The organism is Kitasatospora sp. NBC_00458 (assembly GCF_036013975.1).
Classification (GTDB): Bacteria; Actinomycetota; Actinomycetes; order Streptomycetales; family Streptomycetaceae; genus Kitasatospora.
This window is the reverse complement of sequence record NZ_CP107904.1, coordinates 2,030,766-2,048,806: the sequence shown is the minus strand read 5'-3', so window position 1 is coordinate 2,048,806 and position 18,041 is coordinate 2,030,766. Positions and strand designations below refer to the sequence as shown.

Genomic DNA, 18,041 nt, shown 5'->3' with positions numbered 1-18,041 from the left:
GGGTCAGGACGCCGGGCCCACCCGGACGGTGGTGATCTTCCCGCCCTGGGACTCGCGGACCACCTCGATCTTGGTGTTGGTGTCCGGGACCTTCACGCCCAGCTGCGGGGTGGCCGGGTCGCTGTAGACGCCGGTCCGGTCGTTGAAGGCCGGGACGGCCGGCTTGGAGCCGATCCGGACCGGGACACCGGCCTTGTGCAGGGTGAAGCCCGTGGTCGGCTGGAGCGAGAAGGTCGCGTCGTAGGTCTGCGCGCGGCCGTTGACCAGCGTGCCGTCGGCGAACCGGATCGGCGCCGGGTGGGCGTCGATCGGCAGGATCAGGCCGCCGCCCGGGTGGTCCTTGGTGTTGTTGTCGCCGTACCCGGTGTCCCAGAGCCAGACGAGCACGCCCTCCTGGTACGGGTAGTTGTCGACGATGTCCTTCTTGCCCTCGACACCGGTGTAGCCGAAGCTGTACGGGCCGGTCTTGAGGAAGGCGCCGTAGCCGGTGTACCGGCGGTTCTCGACCAGGTAGGCGCGCGGGTGCTGCTTGACCGCGGTGCGGCCGGTGACGACGTTGAAGCCGGTGGCGGTCCAGCCGTTGAGGCCGTTCTCGGCGCCGTCGGCGAACAGCTCGGTGCCGCCGGCGGTGATCTTCACCGCGTCGACCAGTACGCCCTTGCCGTGCGTGTTGCCGTCCGAGGTGACGTGGAAGCGCACCCGGACGTTCTGCCCGGCGTAGGCGTCGAGCGGGATGTGCAGCTGCCGGAACGCGCCCGAAGTGCCGCTCAGCCCGGGGGTGTTGGCGGTGGTGTTGCCGATCGGCGCGCCGTCCACGGTGCCGCCGAGCGGCTTCCAGCTCTTGCCGCCGTCGGTGGAGGCCTCGACCGAGAGGAAGTCGTAGTCCTGCTCGATGTCGTACCAGGCCGCCGCGTCGAGGGCGGCCGGGCCGGTCACCGACCGCAGGTCGACCTCGCGGGCCAGCGCGTTGTCCAGGTTGTCGCCCTGGTCGCTCCACCACTGCTTGGCGCCCTCGCGCGGGTCGGCGAGGTCGGTGCTGGTGGTGCCGTCCGGCAGGTGGACCAGGACGGCCTGGGCCTGGTCGGTGTTGTAGCCGCTGACGCCGAGCGCGTGGCTGGAGCGGGTGGCGGCCTGCGCCTCGTCGTAGTTGAGCCAGCCGAACTGCAGCTTGCTCCAGGCGTCGAGGTCACCGGGGTAGCCGCCGGTGGTGTTCTTGCCCTTGCCCAGGTACGAGCCGGAGGACATCAGCGACCAGAAGTTGACGCTGTTGTCGCCGCCGGAGGTGCTGTACAGGTCGGGCAGGCCGAGGTTGTGGCCGAACTCGTGGGCGAAGAGGCCGACGCCGCTGTTCTCGCCGGCCTGGACGTAGTCGTAGACGAACAGGCCGCTGTCGCCGACCGGGGCGCCGCCGATCTTGTTGCCCTCCGGGCCGACCTGGCCGGTCGGGTCCGGGAAGGTCCAGCTGCGGTGCGCCCACAGCGCGTCGGCGGCCTGGGCGCCGCCGCCCCAGGTCTCGTCGACGCCGGCGTGCACGACGATCACGTTGTCGAGGTAGCCGTCGGGCTGGCCGAACTCGCCGTTCTTGTCGTGGTCGTAGCGGTCGTAGACGTCGTACTGGGCCAGCTCGGCCTTGACGTCCGCGGCCGACCGGCCCTTGGCGATCTGGCCGTCGTACCAGGCCTTGACCGCGTCCCGGATGAACTCCTGGCCCTGGGTCCAGGCGCCGGAGCCCTGCGGGCCCTTGTTGCTGCCGTACCGGGCCTCGTTGTACGGGAGGGTCACCCAGTTGCTGACGGTGCCCTCGATGTCGTACCGGCCGGAGGACTGGGTGCGGTAGTAGTTGCGCATCGAGACCGCGCCGGGCGAGTCGTCGAAGAACATCTTCTGGTAGTAGTTCCGGCTGAAGTCCTCGGTCCAGAGCGTGTGGTTGTCGCTCTTGCCGGGCTTCGGGATGGCGTTGTGCTTCGGGCCGGGGGTGCCGCCGTAGCGCGGCTGGCCGTTGTACTGGGTGGTGTTGTCGACCTCGTCGCCGAACTGGGCGAGGATGACGAAGACCTTGTCCTTGCGCTGCTGCGCGAGCTGGACGTAGTCGTTGCCGATCCGGACCTTGGCGGGTGCCCGCCGGTCCGAGGTCTTCGCCACGGCACCCTTGTTGACCTGCTCCAGCGCCTTGGTGCGGAGCGACTGGCGCTCGCGCTCCTGCGGCGCGAGCGGGCCGGACGGCGCCTCGGCGCCGCCGGCCTCGGCGCTGTCGCCGTTCTCGGCGGAGATGGTGAAGGAGGGGGTGGGGGGAGCGGCCTGGGCTGGGGAGCCGAGGAGCGTGGCCGCTATCGCGCTCGTGGTGAGCGCGGCCGCGAGTACCGCGGACAGTCTGCGCAACTGACCGGTCCTTTCCGGACGGTGGGTGGTCTGGTGAGCGCAGGTAATATTTCACATGTCATGGGTCACACGGAAGATGCCGGAGGATGACGCCGGGGCGGCGGCGTCCGGGAGGTGCGGCGTGGTGATGCCGTGTGGTGGTGCGGGGTGGTGGTGCGGGGTGACGGCATGCGCGGGGGCGGGGACGGCATGCGCGGCGGTGGCGGGCGGTGATCGCGGGCGGTGGCGGTGGGCGGGTGATCGGTAGCATCGGCCGCATGGGTGAGCGGGCGGAGTGGCTGGACGAGCACGAGGACGAGGTCTGGACCGGGTTCCTGGAGACCCAGGTGCTGTTCTGGCGCCGCCTCGCCCAGCAGCTGCAGCAGGAGACCGGCCTCTCCGAGCCCGACCTCGCCATCCTCCAGGCCCTGCTGGCCGCCCCCGGGGGCCGGTTGCGGCAGTACCGGCTGAGCGGGGTCACCCAGTTCGAGAAGAGCCGGCTGCACCACCACCTGGGAAGGATGGCCGGCCGCGGCCTGGTCGCCCGCGAGCCCTGTCCGGGCGAGGAGCGCGGCGCCGTCATCGCGCTCACCGATCGGGGCAGGGCCGCGGTCACCGCCGCCCTGCCGCGCCGTGCGGCGCACATCCGGCGCTGGCTCACCGATCCGCTGACGGATCGTCAGCGAGCCGACCTGATCGGGATATCGGCCGTACTGCTGGCCGGCCTGAAGGGCGAGGAGGCGGCCGGCGCGGCGGGCGGGGAGCCGGGCGGCGTGCCGGCCGGGCCGGCGGGCGAGGGGCCCGCCTGCTGAGACCCCCGAGCGGGTTGACGTGTCAACCCCGCACGCCCATGCTGGGGTTGACACATCAACCCGATGGCACCCAGGGGGGACCGCCATGCGCTTCCTGCTCCTGCCCCACGTCCCGGACCAGTCCAAGCCGGACCGCGAACAGCTCCGCGAACTCGTCGACTACGCCGTGTTCGCCGAGGAGCTGGGGTTCGACGCCTACGGCATCGGCGAGCGCCACGACCGCCCCGCCGTCTCCAGCGCACCGCCCGTCCTGCTCGCCCACATCGCCGCCGTCACCAAGCGGATCCGGCTCTTCACCGCCGTCACCACCCTCGGCATGCTCGACCCGCTGCGCGCCTACGAGGACTACGCCACCCTCGACAACCTCGCCGAGGGCCGCCTCGACCTGATCGTCGCCAAGGGCGCCTACCCGCGCTCCTCCCGGCTGTTCGGGGTGACCAAGGAGAACCAGTGGGCGCTGCTCCAGGAGAACTACGAGCTGTTCCGGCGGCTCTGGCGCGAGGAGAAGGTCAGCTGGGAGGGCAGGCTCGGCCGCTCGCTGACCGACGCCGAGCCGCTGCCCCGCCCCTACCAGCGGGAGATCCGGATCTGGCACGGGGCGGGGCACAACCCGGAGTCCGCCGACTTCGCCGCCCGCCACGGGGACCCGGTGTTCACGCCCAACGGCGCCGGCCCGATCGACCCGTACGCCGCGATCGTCCGGCACTACCGGGAGCGCTGGGCGGCGTACGGGCACGACCCGGCCCGCGCGCTGGTCGGTGCGGGGACGGCCGGGTACTTCGGCGCCCGCACCTCGCAGGAGGCCGTCGCGCGCTACCGCCCGGTCTTCGAGGCCCGGTTGAAGGTCAACCGGGCCTTCGACGGCGGCACGCTCCGGTTCGACGAGGTCGAGGACTTCGTCGAACGCGGCTCGGTGCTGGTCGGCAGCCCGCAGCAGATCATCGAGAAGGTGCTGGGGCAGCACGCGCGGTTCGGCCACGAGCTGCTGCACCTGCACGTCGACGGCGAGGTGCTGGACCGCGCCGACTACCTCGGCACCCTGGAGCTGTTCTTCTCCGAGATCGCCCCGGTGCTCCGCCGGGAGCTGCCGAGCCGCCCGCTGGACGAGGTCCCGTCCGGCGAACGGCCGGAGCGGGCGGGGGCGGTGTGAGCCGCCGGCCCGCGCGGGCGGGTCACACGAAGTCGAAGGTCTGGTAGTTCAGGCCGTTGCAGGCGAACGCGCGCAGGCCGACGCCGACGCTGTCGTCGATGCACCGGCCGGTGTTGACGTTCTGGTAGACGGCGCCGCCGCCGCTCGGGTAGGTCAGCCGCCACTTCTGGAAGTCCAGGTAGTTGCAGCCGAACGCGCGGAGCCCGGCGGCGCCGCTGTCGTCGACGCAGCGGCCGGTGTTCTGGTTCTGCAGGACCCAGGTGCCGTCGGCCTGCTTGTAGAAGTTGAAGTTCTGGTAGTTGAGGCCGTTGCAGGCGAAGGCGCGCAGCCCGGCGCCCCAGCTGTCGTCGACACATCGGCCGGTGTTGTGGTTCTTCAGCGCGTAGGAGTAGACGGTGCCGGTCGTTCCGGTGCCGGCGGCACCGGCGGTGCCCGCCGCCGCGAGGGAGAGCGCGAGGGCCGCGAAGGTCGCGGCGGCGGTCCGGGCCGGCCGGGTTCCGAGCAGGCGTGAGGTGTTCAACGTTCCTCCGGTGGAGTGGGGTTGACGTACCCGTGGCGCACCTTCGGGGCGCCCGCCGGGAACCCTAGGAGGTCGGCGCGGCCATCGGCAGAGGAGGTGCCGATTCCGCGCCGAAGACCGGATCCGCGGTCTACTCGATGTCCAGCGCACCTCGCAGGAAAGAGAGTTCAGCCTGTGAGAGCTGCTCGTTGACGCCGCCCGGCGTCATGTGGGTGATGCCCGGGAGGGCGAGCAGGTTGTGCGGCCGGCCCGCCCGGGTGAGCGCCTGGGAGAGCAGCAGGGTGTGCGAGGGGTGCACGTTGTCGTCCGCCAGGCCGTGGATCAGCAGCAGGGGCCGGGAGAGTCCGGGCGCGTCGTCCACCAGGCAGTCCGCCGCGTAGCCGTCCGGGTTCTCCTGGGGCAGGTCGAGGTAGCGCTCGGTGTACGCGGTGTCGTAGTGCCGGAAGTCGGTGGGCGGCGCGCCCGCGCAGGCGGCGTGGAAGACGTCCGGGCGGCGCAGCACGGCCAGCGCCGCGAAGTAGCCGCCGTACGACCAGCCGCGCACGCCGACCCGGTCGAGGTCGAGGTCGGGGTGGAGCTCGGCGAGCGCGTGCAGGGCGTCCACCTGGTCGTCCAGCGCCACCTGGGAGAAGCGGCGGAAGATCGTCCGGGTGAAGGCGGGCGAGACGAACGGGGTGCCGCCGTTGTCGGTGGTGATCACGGCGAAGCCCTGGTCGGCCCACCACTGCTTGAGCTGCCAGCGGCGCGGCTCGTTGGCCACCGCCTGGTAGCCGGGCCCGCCGTAGACGTCCAGCAGCACCGGCAGCCGGCGGCCGGGGACGTGGTCGCGCGGGTACACCACGGCGGTGGGCAGGCGACGCTCGGTGACGCGGGCGAGCTGCGGCTCGACCCGGTACGGCAGCGCGGCCGAGCGGTCCTCCAGGGTGAGCCCGCCGCCGGGGCCGAGCGTCCGGCGGCGGACGCCGTCCGGCCCGGCCGAGGTGAGCAGCACGGTCTCGCCGGCGGCCACCGCGGAGTGCAGGCCGGGGCCGTCGGAGAGCCGCTCGGGCGCCCCGCCGTCCGGGTCGACCAGGTGGACGTGCTGGTCGAACGGGTCGTCCTCGCCGGTCTCGCACAGCAGTCGGCCGCCCAGCCGGCCGACCACCCGGCGGACCTGCAGGCCGGTGGTGTCCAGCGGCTTGCCGTCGAGGGCCAGGCCCCGGGCCTCGGGGGTGTCGTGCACGGTGAGCAGCCGGCCGTCGGCCAGCCGGGCGGGCGTGCCGGGCAGGTCGTCGACCCAGAACTCGTCCGTGGTGCGGGAGAGCTCGCGGGTGCTGCCGGTGGCCGGGTCGGCGCCGAGCAGCAGGACGTTCTGCTGGAGCCGGTCGGCGACGGTGATCAGCAGCTCGTCCTCGCCGTCCCACTCGGCGGCGCAGACGTAGGGGTAGGCCTCGGTGTCCCACTCCAGGCGGGTGCGGGTGCCGTCCAGGCCGAGCACCCAGAGCCGGACGTCGGCGTTGGGGCCGCCGGCCTGCGGGTAGGCGAAGTGCTCGGGCTCGCGGGACGGGTGGGCCGGGTCGGCGAAGTGGAGCACCGGCAGGGCGGACTCGTCGACCCGGGCGGCGAGCAGCGCGCCGCCGTCCGGGCGCCACCAGTGGCCGCGGCTGCGCCCCAGCTCCTCGGCGGCGGCGAACTCGGCGACACCCCAGCGGGCGCCGTCCTCCGGGCTGAGCCGGAGCGGCTCGGCGGCCGGTTGCCCGGGCGCGGCGGTGACGTACAGGGCGTCGTCGGCGACGTACGCGACGCGCTCGCCGGCCGGCTCGGGGCGGGGGTCGAAGGCGGGGCCCGCGGTGGGGAGTTCCTCGGTGCGGCCGGTGGCGGTGTCGGTGCGGAAGAGCCGGCCGTCCAGGGCGAAGACGGCGACGGCCAGGTCGGCGGTGGCCGCGTAGGTGCCGATGCCGGCGGCGACGAGCCGGGTCCGCTCGCGCAGTCGGCGCTCGACGGCCGGAAGGTCGTCCCGGTCCCCGGTGCGGCCGGGGGCCAGCGCGGCCGGGTCGGCGACCTCGCGCTCCTCGCCGGTGGTCAGGTCGAGGAGGTGGAGGCGGTCGACCGGGTCCTCGGGACCGGTGGAGCGGAGCAGCAGGAGCCGGGTACCGTCCTGGTTGAGCGAGATCGCTCGCGGGGCACCGAAGCCGAAGCGGCCGGTCCGGGCGCTGAGGGAAAGGTAGGGGTCGGTGATGGTCACCGCCCGATGGTCGCCGTGCGGAGGCTCGCGGACCAGTAGGGCGACATGTGAAATGTCACACACCACATTGATGCGTAAGCAGGAGGAGACGCGGTGAGCGAGCACCCGAGGACCGTCCTACCCCCCGAACCACTGCCCGGAACGGACGAGTTGTTCTCACTGGACCGGACGGTGGCCCACCTCAACCACGGCTCCTTCGGTTCCGTGCCCGTTCCGGTCCAACGGCTCCAGCGGCGGCTCCACGAGGAACAGGAGGCCGACCCCGACGGCTTCTTCGGCGACCTGCCCGAGCGCGTCGCCGACGCCCGCGCCCGGATCGCCGCCGCCCTCGGCACCGGGGCCGACCGGCTCGCCCTCGTCCCCAACGTGACCGACGCGATCGCCGTCACCCTGGCCAACGTCCCGCTCGCCCCCGGCGACCGGATCCTGGTCACCGACCACGGCTACGGCACGGTCACCGAGGCCGTCCGCCGCCGCGCCGAGCAGGCCGGAGCCGAGCTGCGCACCGTCGCCCTGCCGCTGGGGACCCCGGACGGGGACGCCGTCCGCGAGGCGGTCCTGGCCGAGGTCACCGACCGCACCGTGCTCGCCGTGCTCGACGGCATCACCTCGACCACCGCCCGCCGGGTCGCCACCCCCGACCTGCTCGCCGCGCTGCGCGGGCGCGGCGTGACCACCGTGGTGGACGCCGCGCACGAGCCCGGCATGCTGGCCGGTCCGGTCCCCGCGGACGCCGACTTCTGGTTCGGCAACCTGCACAAGTGGGCCTTCGCCCCGCGCGCCACCGGCGCCCTCGTCGTCCGCCCCGAGTGGACCGGCAAGATCCGCCCGCTCATCCTCTCCTGGGAGGACCACCAGGGCTTCCCGTCCAACGTCGAGTGGCGCGGCACCTGCGACTACACGCCGTACCTGGCCGCCCCGGCCGGCCTCGACCTGCTGGACGGGCTCGGCGCCGACCGGGTCCGCCGGCACAACGAGCAGCTCGCCGCGTACGGCGCCGCGCTGCTCGCCGAGCGCGCCGGACTGGCCCCGCTGCCGCACTCGGCCGGGGTGGCGATGCGCGCACTGCGGCTGCCGCCGGGCGTGGCCGAGACGCTCCCGGCGGCCCAGGAGCTGATGGCCGCGCTGTGGCGGCGGCACGCCGTCCGTACGGTGGCGCGGCCGTGGCCCGGCGGCGGGGTGATGCGGGTGAGCGCGCAGGTGTACAACCGGGCGCAGGAGTACGAGGTGCTGGCCTCGGGGGTGGCCGAGGTGCTGGGCCGGGGCGCGTCGGGCGCGTCGGGCACGTCCTAGCCGGGGCAGGGCGGACCGGTCGGCCGCCCGGACGCCCGGCCGACGGGCTCGTCGTACCGGTCCCGTTCCCCGGGCCGGCCCTGCTCGGGGAACGGGCCGTGACCGGCCGGCCGGTCGCGCTCCGCGCCGTCGCCGACCGCGTCGACCGTGTCGGCGTTGCGGTCCTCGCCGTCGTCCTCGCCGTCGTCCTCGCCGGGCCCGTCGGAGCCGCCGGGCCCGGCGGTGCCGTCCGCGCCGTCGGGTCGGGCGGGTGATGGGTCGGCGGCGGCACGGAGCTCGGCGAGCAGCACGCTCTGGTCCGAGATCAGGCCGGTGAGGATCCGCCGGGCCGTCCGGAGGAGCTCGGCGACGTCGCCGCCCGCGAGCGCGTACACCACCGTGCTGCCCTCCCGGGTGGCGGTGACGATGCCGGACCGGCGCAGCACCGCGAGCTGCTGGGAGAGGCTGGACGGTTCGACCGCCAGCTCGGCGAGCAGGTCGCGGACGGGCGTCGGTCCGGCCTGCAGCAGCTCCAGCACCCGGATCCGGACGGGATGGCCGAGCATCCGGAAGAACTCGGCCTTGGCCTGGTACAGCGCGACCGCCACAGCGCTCCCTCCCTGGTGTGCAGTCCGTTCCGGTTCCTCAGATCTCCAGCGTGACCTCGATCCGCTTCAGCTGGTGGCGGGCCATGGCCAGGTTGGCGCGGTTGCGGTTGAGCGCGAGGAAGAGGAACAGTCCCCGGCCGCTCTGCGTGGTGAGCGGGCGGACCAGGTGGTACTGGCTGGTGAGGCTGACCAGGATGTCCTCGATCTCGTTGTCGTGCAGGTTGAGCAGCTCCATCGCCCGCATCTTGGCCCGGACCACGTCGGTGTTGCCGGCGGCGGCGACGTTGAGGTCCAGTTCGCCGCCGTCGCCGAGGGTGCCGAGCGCCATGCCGCTGCCGTAGTCGACCAGGGCGACGCCGATCGCGCCGTCGATCGCCATGGCCTCCTTGAGCGAGGTCTCCAGGTTCGCCATCGTCTTTCCTCCCGTGCGTCCGGTGGATGCGGACGGTGGGTGCCGGCCGCGACACCGAATGTAGGCAGGCCGGACGGCCTGGCACCGGGGATGACCGGAGACTTTCGAAGTCGACGCCTTTCCGATCAGTTGAAGACATTTGCAACTATGGATGTGAGAGAGATCTGATCCGACGGCCGGGAAAAACGGTGCTATCGATGTCAGTCCTGCCGGGTAACCTCTGGCTGAGATGCGAGATCACACCAACGACCCCCGGACGGCGATGAACAACCCTGAGCCCGAGCCCTCCGACGACCGGGAGCTCAACCCTGCCGAGGCGTACGCGGCCTTCCGCGCGCGGGCCAAGGAGCAGGCCACCGCCCTGTACGGCTTCCAGCAGCTCTACGACTTCCCGCTGGACGACTTCCAGCTGGAGGCCTGCCGGACCCTGGAGGCGGGCGAGGGCGTCCTGGTCGCCGCGCCCACCGGCTCCGGCAAGACCATCGTCGGCGAGTTCGCCGTCCACCTCGCCCTCCAGGGCGGGCGCAAGTGCTTCTACACCACGCCGATCAAGGCGCTCTCAAACCAGAAGTACGGGGACCTGGTCAAGCGCTACGGCGCGGCCAAGGTCGGCCTGCTCACCGGCGACAACACCGTCAACGGCGACGCCCCGGTCGTGGTGATGACCACCGAGGTGCTCCGCAACATGCTCTACGCGGGCTCCAGCACCCTCGACGGCCTCGGCTACGTGGTCATGGACGAGGTCCACTACCTCGCCGACCGCTTCCGCGGCGCCGTCTGGGAGGAGGTCATCATCCACCTCCCCGAGTCGGTGACCCTGGTCTCCCTCTCCGCCACCGTCTCCAACGCCGAGGAGTTCGGCGACTGGCTGGACACCGTGCGCGGCGGCACCAAGGTCATCGTCTCCGAGACCCGGCCCGTCCCGCTCTGGCAGCACGTGATGGCCGGCAACCGGATGTACGACCTGTTCGCCAACCCGGACCGCGACGGCCGCCCCAAGGACGCCCCGCGCAACCCGGCCAAGGCCGTCAACCCCGAGCTGGTCCGCCTCGCCCGCTCCGAGCTGGACCGCAACCCGCGCGACCGGTTCGGCCGCGGCCGCGGCCGCTCCATGCCGAACGGCCGCCCCGGCAAGGTCTGGACGCCCGGCCGCGTCGACGTCATCGACCGGCTCGACTCCGAGGGCCTGCTGCCCGCCATCACCTTCATCTTCAGCCGGGCCGGCTGCGAGGCCGCCGTCCAGCAGTGCCTCTCCTCCGGCCTGCGGCTCAACAAGGAGGGCGACCGCGGCCGGGTCCGCGCCATCGTCGAGGAGCGCTGCGCCGACATCCCGGACGAGGACCTGCACGTCCTCGGCTACTTCGAGTGGCTGGACGGGCTGGAGCGCGGCATCGCCGCCCACCACGCCGGGATGCTGCCCCGGTTCAAGGAGGTCGTCGAGGAGCTCTTCGTGAAGGGCCTCGTCAAGGCCGTCTTCGCGACCGAGACCCTGGCGCTCGGCATCAACATGCCTGCCCGCTCGGTGGTCATGGAGAAGCTGGTCAAGTGGAACGGCGAGACCCACGCCGACATCACCCCCGGTGAGTACACCCAGCTCACCGGCCGGGCCGGCCGGCGCGGCATCGACATCGAGGGCCACGCCGTCGTGCTCTGGCAGCGCGGCCTCGACCCCGAGGCGCTCGCCGGCCTGGCCGGCACCCGCACCTACCCCCTGAAGTCCTCGTTCCGGCCGTCCTACAACATGGCCGTCAACCTGGTCTCCCAGTTCGGCCGGCACCGCTCCCGCGAACTGCTGGAGACGTCCTTCGCGCAGTTCCAGGCCGACCGCTCGGTGGTCGGCATCGCCCGCCAGGTCCAGCGCAACGAGGAGGGCCTGGACGGCTACCGCGAGTCCATGACCTGCCACCTCGGCGACTTCGACGAGTACATGGGCCTGCGCCGGCAGCTCAAGGACCGCGAGAACGACCTCGCCCGCGAGGGCAGCAGCCAGCGCCGCGCCGCCGCCGTCGAGTCGATCGAGCAGCTCAAGCCCGGCGACGTCATCCACGTCCCCACCGGCAAGTTCGCCGGCCTCGCCCTCGTCCTCGACCCGGGCCTGCCGCCGGTCAGCCGCTCGCCCCGGGGCGGCCCCCGCCACCCCGACTACCAGGACGGGCCGCGCCCGGTGGTGCTCACCGCCGAGCGGCAGGTCAAGCGGCTCGCCATGATCGACTTCCCGCACCCGGTCGTCGCCATGGACCGGCTGCGCATCCCCAAGTCGTTCAACCCGCGCAGCCCGCAGTCCCGGCGCGACCTCGCCTCCGCGCTGCGCACCAAGGCCGGCCACCTGGAGCCCGAGCGGTTCCGCAAGGGCCGCGCGGCCGCCGCCGACGACCCCGAGATCACCCGGCTCCGCGCCGTCCTGCGCCAGCACCCCTGCCACGGCTGCGACGAGCGCGAGGACCACGCCCGCTGGTCCGAGCGCTACCACCGGCTGCACCGGGACACCGAGATGCTGGAGCGCAAGATGCGCTCCCGCACCCACACCATCGCGCGCACCTTCGACCGCGTCTGCGGGCTGCTCACCGACCTCGGCTACCTCAGCGGCGACACCGTCACCGACGACGGCAAGCGGCTCGGCCGGCTGTACGGCGAACTCGACCTGCTCGCCTCCGAGTGCATTCGCGAGGGCGTCTGGAGCGGCCTCGCCGCCGCCGAACTCGCCGCCTGCGCCTCGGCGCTGGTCTACGAGTCCCGCCAGTCCGACGACGCCACCGCCCCCCGGGTCCCCGAGGGCGGCGCGAAGGAGGCGCTCGGCCAGATGGTCCGGATCTGGGGCCACCTCGACGCCCTGGAGGAGCAGCACCGGATCAACACCGCGGAGGGCGTGGGCCAGCGCGAGCCGGACCTCGGCTTCGCCTGGGCCGCCTACCGCTGGGCCCTCGGCCACTCGCTGGACCAGGTCCTGCGCGACGCCGACATGCCGGCCGGCGACTTCGTCCGCTGGACCAAGCAGCTGATCGACGTGCTCGGCCAGATCCAGGACGCCGCGGGCGAGGACGCCGAACTGCGCAAGACCGCCCGCAAGGCGGTCGACGGCCTGCGCCGCGGCATCATCGCCTACTCCTCGGTGAGCTGACCCCGGCGCTCGAAGTTCTGGTGCCGGCCTTCGAGACCCGTCTCGAAGGCCGGCACCCTGCTGTCCGGGCTGTTCCTGCGCTCAGGGTGCCCTTCCCCCTGCACAGCCGCAGGCCGTCGCCCGGGAACGTCCGGACTGATGGGCCCTGCTCTCGGCGGCCCTCGCTCGACCCGAGCGAGGGCCGCCCGACTCCCAGCCTTCCGCCCCTCACTGTTCAGCCTCTGAGCTCCCGGGCGAACGTGGGGCGTGCACAGGAGGTCGGCCGGTCCGACTTCCTGCGCACGGTGGTGCCGGTCCCTCTGCCGAAGGCCGGATCCGGCGGCTGCGCGAGCAGGGTCGCCGGACAGCAGGCAGCCGCGGCCTATCCCGAGAACCGCTCGGGGTAGGCCGCGGACGGTCTCGCCTGTGTGAGCGCTGGGGAGAGGCGCGTCACTGCGTGTGCGGAAAGCCGGCCGGGGCCGGGCCGGTCGGTGGTCCGGGGCCTCGGTGCGGGGTGCCGGCCGGGTCGTCTTCCTAGGCGGGGGGCTGTCCCGGGGCTTCGGCGGGTTTCGCCGCGCCGGCGGCTTCGAGGCGGCGGACGAGTTCGCGCAGGGCGCGCAGTTCGCGGTCCAGGGCCTGGGCGCCCTGCGCGGTGAGGGTGATCCAGGTGCGCGGGCGGCGGCCGGCGTAGCCCTTGTTCACCGCGATCAGGCCGGAGTCCTCCAGGACCTTGAGGTGCCGCGACAGGTTGCCGTCGGTGAGGCCCAGCTCCTGCTTGAGGAAGCCGAACTCGACGCTCTCGGCCTCGCGGGCGACGGTCAGGACGCCGAGCCGGACCCGCTGGTGGACGGTGTCGTCCAGGTCCAGGGTCGGGTGCGGCCGCTCGGCCGTGTCCTGATCCGCGCCGCCGGTTCCGGCGGGCGCCTCCGCATCGTTCATGCCGTGACCGTACTCGATGCCCTGCCGCCCGCCGTCCGGGTGCGTGCGGCCCGCCACTGGGCGGCACCGGCTACCAGCAGGACCGCTGCGAGCAGCAGGGCCTTCGGCTGGGGGCCGTCGATCCACGCCGAGCCGTCCGACCGGACCCACGGCAGCAGTGAACTGCCCCACGGCGCGGCCAGGTAGGCGGTGAGCAGCAGGGCATGGGCGAGGCCGGCGAAGGCGACGACCCGGTCGCGTTCGGTGACGCCGAGGGCCACCAGGCCGATGCCGACCAGGTACCAGGGCGAGGCGTAGTTGTTCCCCAGCAGGGTCAGGAAGAGGTTCTGCCGGCGCATGGTGATCAGCAGCACCAGGACCGCGATGACGACGGTGCTCCCGAGGGCGACGGAGCCGAGCCACCCGGCCCGGTGGGGGACGACGCCGCGCTCCTCGCCGCGCAGCCGGTACCAGCGGGCCAGGCCCAGCCAGGCCAGCGGCAGCAGCGCGTACCAGGAGCCCCAGGCGAGGAAGCGGACGGTCGAGCCGACGAACTCGTCCGCCTCGCAGCCGCCGCCCGCGCTGTGGCTGACGCAGAGCCCGGTGAGCTCCGCGTAGGCGAAGGCCGGGTAGGAGATCAGGCTCCGCGCGGTGGAGCCGAAGTTGAAGGCGTGCCGGGCGACCGGCGCGGCCAGGAGCGCGAGCGTGCCGAAGAGCAGCAGCGGTACGCCCGATCCGCCCAGCCTGGTGCGGGTCCGTGCCCGCAGTCCTTCCGCGTCGGCCAGCAACCGTGCCGCGTCGGCCGCCGTCTCCGTTCCGACCGTTCCCACCGGTTCCATGCTCCACCCCTCGTTCGCGTGCGCCGCGCGGGTCGCGCGGCCGCCCCGGCGGAGCGGCGTGCGGTGCCGTTCCGCCTCCGGGACCTCCCGGACACACGAACTTTGCATCGCAAAGTAGATGGCGGTCAAGAGTTCATGTTGATCCAAAGTCGATTCGGGCGAAAGGCTGCCCGAGAAGGCAGAAGGGGCCCGTCGCAAGCGGCGGGCCCCTTCTGGGGGGGAGGTGGGTGGGTGAGGGCTCAGCGGGCGGGCCCCTTCCGGTGGGGCTCAGCGGGTGGCGGCCAGGGTCTCCAGGACGCGCTCCAGGGAGGTGCCGAGGCCCCAGCGGGCGGAGAGCTCCTCCAGGGTCATCGGGTCGAGCGGCTCGGCGGGGAGGGCCGGGTCGAAGTCGGGCAGCGGTGCGTCGGAGGCGACCCGGACCACGGTCGGGGCCACGTCCAGGTAGGCGGAGCCCTCGACCAGGTTGCGGCGCCGGGCCGGGGTCAGCTTCGAGCCCACGTCGAGCGCGGCGGCCCGGATGCCGGCCAGGTCGCCGTACTCGTGGATCAGCTGGGCGGCCGTCTTCTCGCCGATGCCCTTGACGCCCGGCAGGCCGTCGCTGGCGTCGCCGCGCAGGGCGGCCATGTCCGCGTACTGCGCGCCGTTCACGCCGTACTTCTCCCGCAGCAGGGCGTCGTCGGTGACCTGGAGGTTGCCCATGCCCTTGACCGGGTAGAGCACGGTGATCTCCCGGGCGTCGTCCACCAGCTGGAAGAGGTCGCGGTCGCCGGTCACGATCTGGACCGGGCCGGTGGCGCGGGCGGTCAGGGTGCCGATCACGTCGTCGGCCTCGTAGCCGGGGGAGCCGATCCGGGCGATGCCGAGCGCGTCCAGCACCTGCTCGATCACGGGGACCTGAGGCGCGAGCGTGTCCGGCACCTCCTCCTCGCCGTCCTCGGCCGCCTCGGCGAGCCGGTGCGTCTTGTAGGAGGGGATCAGGTCCACCCGCCACTGCGGGCGCCAGTCGGCGTCCATGCACGCGACCAGCTGGTCGGGCCGGTGGTCGTGGACCAGTCGGGCGATGAAGTCCAGCAGGCCCCGGACGGCGTTGACCGGCTCGCCCTGCGGGGAGCGCAGGGAGTCCGGGACGCCGAAGTAGGCGCGGAAGTAGAGGCTGGCGGAGTCGAGCAGCATCAGTCGCGGTGCGGTCACCCTCCGATCATGCCGTACCGGGCGGACGGCCCGCCGGTTCCGGTGGGCGCGCGGCCCGCGCGTACCGGAACCGGCGGGCCGTCCGCCGCGGTGGCCTCAGTGCTTGTGCGGCCCGGCCCGGTGGACGGGGCCGTGGGCGTCGGCGCAGTGCTCGGGGGAGAGGTCGCCCGGGGTGGTGATCTGGAGCAGCGCCCCCGCCTCGTCCTCGCCGACGTGGTCGACCTGGAGCGTGCTGTGCGAGATCCCGTACTCGTCGGCGAGCCTGCGCTGCAGTTCGCGGCGGACGGCGTGGCAGTCCCCGCCGGGGGTGACCAGGATGTGGGCGGAGAGCGCCGGCTGGTTGGAGGTGATCTCCCAGATGTGCAGGTCGTGGATCTCCTCCACCAGCGGCTGGGCGACCAGCCGGTCCGCGACCGTGTCCGGGTCGATGCCCGCCGGGGCGGCCTCCAGGAAGATCCGCCCGGAGTCGCGGACCAGGCCGATGCCGGCCTTGAGCATCAGCGCCACCACGATCAGCGAGGCGATCGAGTCGGCGCGGGCGAAGCCGGTGGTCACCATGATCACGCCGGCGACGGCGGTCGCGATGAACGCGTACAGGTCGGTGAGCACGTGCTGGAAGGCGCCCTCGACGTTGAGGGAGCTGCGGTTGGCCTTGGACATGCACCAGGCGGCGGCGATGTTGACGACGATCCCGATCAGCGCCGTGACCAGCACCAGCGTGCCGGCCACCTCCGGGGGCTCGAACAGCCGGGTGACGGCCTCGTAGCCGAGCCAGGCGGAGAGGATCAGCAGCGTCACCCCGTTGGCCTGGGCCGAGAGGATCTCCGCGCGCTTGAGTCCGTAGGTGTAGCCGCCGCGGGCCGGGCGGGCGGCGAGCCGCATGGCGATCAGGGCGAGCACGATCGAGGCGGCGTCGGTGAGCATGTGCGCGGCGTCCGAGATCAGCGCCAGCGAGTGGGCCGCGAATCCGACCACCACCTCGCCGGCCATGAACACCACGATCAGCGCGAGCGCGCTGAGCAGCCAGCGGCGGTCGGCGTCGGCGGCTACGCCGTGCGAGTGGCCGCCGTGGCCACCGTGACCGCCGTGACCGCCCGCACCGTGCGCGTGGCCGTCGTGCGCCTGCTTCTGGTCATGAGCATGATCATCGTGGGAGTGCTCGTGCCCGGCCATCGAAGTCCTCTCCTGGACGTGCGGGGGTGGGGTAGGGGGCGCAACTGCCCTGCAACCGAAGTGAACCTCAGATCGAACGAAGATCCAAAGGCTGCACTGGAGACCGTTGTCATTGCCGAGCCGTAACCCCCGTCGGGTATCGTCACGCCGCCGTCGAGCAGGGGAGCCGCACGTGGACGTGACCGGTCGGGTGGGACTGGGCGTGCTGGCCCGGGAGTGGGGCCGGATCGGGGTGCTCGGCTTCGGCGGGCCGCCCGCGCACATCCTGCTGCTGCGGCGGCTCTGCGTGGAGCGGCGGGGCTGGCTGACGCCGGAGGAGTTCGAGGACGGCATCGCGGCGACCAACCTGCTGCCCGGTCCGGCCTCCACCCAACTGGCGGTGTTCACCGCTTGGCGGCTGCGCGGCACGCCCGGCGCGCTGGTCGGCGGGGCCTGCTTCATCGCCCCGGGGCTGGCGCTGATCCTCGCGCTCGCGGTGCTCTTCCTGGCCGGCGACCCGCCGCCCGGGGTGCTCGGGGCGGCCGCCGGGGCCGGGGCGGCCGTGCCGGCGGTCGCCGTCCAGGCCGCCACCTCGCTGATCCCCGGCAGCTTCGCCCGCGCCGGCCGGGCGCGGGTCGCCCGCGCCCGCTGGACCGGGTACGCGCTGGCGGGGGCGGCGGCCGCGATCGTCACCGGGCCCTGGCTGGTGCTGGTCCTGGTCGCGGCAGGGCTGACCGAGGTCGCGGCCCGGTCCGGCCCGCGCTCCCGGCCCGGCGGCAAGGGGGCCCGGTCCGGCGACAAGGGGCCCCGGTCCGGTGACGGGCGGCCCCGCTCCCGCTCCCGCTCCGGACCCGGGTCCGGCCCCCGCTCCGGCGGCCGGCGGACCGGGCCGGCCGCGGGGCTGCCGCTCGCCGTCGGCCTTCCCGCGCTCGGCGGACTGGGCGCGGTGGCCTGGGTGGCGTTCAAGGTGGGGGCGCTCTCCTACGGCGGCGGCTTCGTGATCATCCCCCTGATGCGGGACGACGCGGTCAACCGCCACCACTGGATGACGGACGGACAGTTCCTCAACGCCGTCGCCCTCGGCCAGGTCACCCCCGGCCCGGTGGTGCAGACCGTCGCCGTGGTCGGCTACGCGGCCGCCGGGATCGCCGGCGGGCTGCTGGCGGCGGCGGTCGCCTTCGCCCCGTCCTTCCTCTTCGTGATCCTCGGCGGCCGGCACTTCGACCGGCTCCGTGCGGACCGGCGGGTGCAGGACTTCCTCACCGGCGCGGGCCCGGCGGTGATCGGCGCCATCGCCGGTTCGGCCGTGCCGCTGGCCGCCGCACTGGGCCACGCCTGGCAGTGGGGCGTCCTGGCCGGGGCGCTGCTCTGGCTGGTCGCGGCCCGGCGGGGTGTGGTGCTCGCCCTGCTCGCCGCGGGGGCGGCCGGCGCGCTCGCGGCGGCCGCCGGTCTGCCGGTGGCGTGAATCCTCCCGAAGGGGCTCACCCG

The 18,041-nt window shown here is 73.5% G+C and carries 13 protein-coding genes and 1 pseudogene; 5 read left to right on the top strand and 9 right to left on the bottom strand.

Going from position 1 to position 18,041, the window contains the following annotated elements:
* Positions 1-3 precede the first annotated feature (3 nt).
* Complete coding sequence (locus OG550_RS07655) at positions 4-2,379, bottom strand: immune inhibitor A domain-containing protein (protein WP_327675903.1); 2,376 nt, start codon at positions 2,377-2,379, stop codon at positions 4-6.
* 257 nt (positions 2,380-2,636) lie between these two features.
* On the opposite strand from OG550_RS07655, the gene OG550_RS07650 reads away from it, so the two are divergent.
* Together OG550_RS07650 and OG550_RS07645 are read left to right on the top strand one after the other, a co-directional pair.
* Positions 2,637-3,170, top strand: a complete 534-nt coding sequence (locus OG550_RS07650; RefSeq protein WP_327675901.1) for a MarR family winged helix-turn-helix transcriptional regulator — start codon at positions 2,637-2,639, stop codon at positions 3,168-3,170.
* 85 nt (positions 3,171-3,255) lie between these two features.
* A complete protein-coding gene (locus tag OG550_RS07645) occupies positions 3,256-4,320 on the top strand; it encodes an LLM class flavin-dependent oxidoreductase (RefSeq protein WP_327675899.1) in 1,065 nt (354 codons plus the stop codon).
* Between the two features lie 22 nt (positions 4,321-4,342).
* Here the strand turns inward: OG550_RS07645 and OG550_RS07640 are convergent, their stop codons facing one another.
* Both OG550_RS07640 and OG550_RS07635 read right to left on the bottom strand, forming a co-directional pair.
* A complete protein-coding gene (locus OG550_RS07640; RefSeq protein WP_327675897.1) occupies positions 4,343-4,840 on the bottom strand; it encodes an RICIN domain-containing protein in 498 nt (165 codons plus the stop codon).
* Positions 4,841-4,970: 130 nt separating this feature from the next.
* Positions 4,971-7,064: a S9 family peptidase gene (locus OG550_RS07635; protein WP_327675895.1), complete on the bottom strand. Its 2,094-nt coding sequence runs from the start codon at positions 7,062-7,064 to the stop codon at positions 4,971-4,973.
* Between the two features lie 93 nt (positions 7,065-7,157).
* On the opposite strand from OG550_RS07635, the gene OG550_RS07630 reads away from it, so the two are divergent.
* Complete coding sequence (locus OG550_RS07630) at positions 7,158-8,357, top strand: aminotransferase class V-fold PLP-dependent enzyme (RefSeq protein WP_327675893.1); 1,200 nt, start codon at positions 7,158-7,160, stop codon at positions 8,355-8,357.
* Between the two features lie 230 nt (positions 8,358-8,587).
* Here OG550_RS07630 and OG550_RS07625 read toward each other — a convergent pair.
* Both OG550_RS07625 and OG550_RS07620 read right to left on the bottom strand, forming a co-directional pair.
* Positions 8,588-8,944, bottom strand: a pseudogene (locus OG550_RS07625) (ArsR/SmtB family transcription factor); the annotation flags it as partial.
* A gap of 37 nt (positions 8,945-8,981) precedes the next feature.
* Positions 8,982-9,356 (bottom strand): hypothetical protein, encoded by a 375-nt coding sequence (locus OG550_RS07620; RefSeq protein ID WP_327675891.1) that lies wholly within the window; start codon positions 9,354-9,356, stop codon positions 8,982-8,984.
* A 262-nt stretch (positions 9,357-9,618) separates the two neighbouring features.
* On the opposite strand from OG550_RS07620, the gene OG550_RS07615 reads away from it, so the two are divergent.
* Positions 9,619-12,474 carry a DEAD/DEAH box helicase gene (locus OG550_RS07615; RefSeq protein WP_327683728.1) on the top strand — a complete coding sequence of 952 codons (2,856 nt, stop codon included), beginning with the start codon at positions 9,619-9,621 and terminating at the stop codon, positions 12,472-12,474.
* A gap of 513 nt (positions 12,475-12,987) precedes the next feature.
* Here OG550_RS07615 and OG550_RS07610 read toward each other — a convergent pair.
* From OG550_RS07610 to OG550_RS07595, 4 genes are all read right to left on the bottom strand, one after another.
* The gene (locus OG550_RS07610; RefSeq protein ID WP_327675889.1) at positions 12,988-13,392 is read right to left on the bottom strand and encodes a winged helix-turn-helix domain-containing protein; all 405 of its coding nucleotides are present in this window, start codon (positions 13,390-13,392) and stop codon (positions 12,988-12,990) included.
* Entirely contained in the window at positions 13,389-14,210 is an 822-nt protein-coding gene (locus OG550_RS07605; RefSeq protein WP_327675888.1) for a hypothetical protein, read from the bottom strand. The genes OG550_RS07610 and OG550_RS07605 overlap by 4 nt, the downstream gene beginning before the upstream one ends.
* A gap of 267 nt (positions 14,211-14,477) precedes the next feature.
* A complete protein-coding gene (locus OG550_RS07600; protein WP_327683726.1) occupies positions 14,478-15,383 on the bottom strand; it encodes a 5'-3' exonuclease in 906 nt (301 codons plus the stop codon).
* Positions 15,384-15,497: 114 nt separating this feature from the next.
* The gene (locus OG550_RS07595; RefSeq protein ID WP_327675886.1) at positions 15,498-16,574 is read right to left on the bottom strand and encodes a cation diffusion facilitator family transporter; all 1,077 of its coding nucleotides are present in this window, start codon (positions 16,572-16,574) and stop codon (positions 15,498-15,500) included.
* 172 nt (positions 16,575-16,746) lie between these two features.
* Here OG550_RS07595 and OG550_RS07590 point away from each other — a divergent pair, with 172 nt between their 5' ends.
* On the top strand, positions 16,747-18,018 hold the full coding sequence (locus OG550_RS07590; RefSeq protein WP_327675884.1) for a chromate transporter: 1,272 nt from the start codon (positions 16,747-16,749) through the stop codon (positions 18,016-18,018).
* Positions 18,019-18,041: the final 23 nt, after the last annotated feature.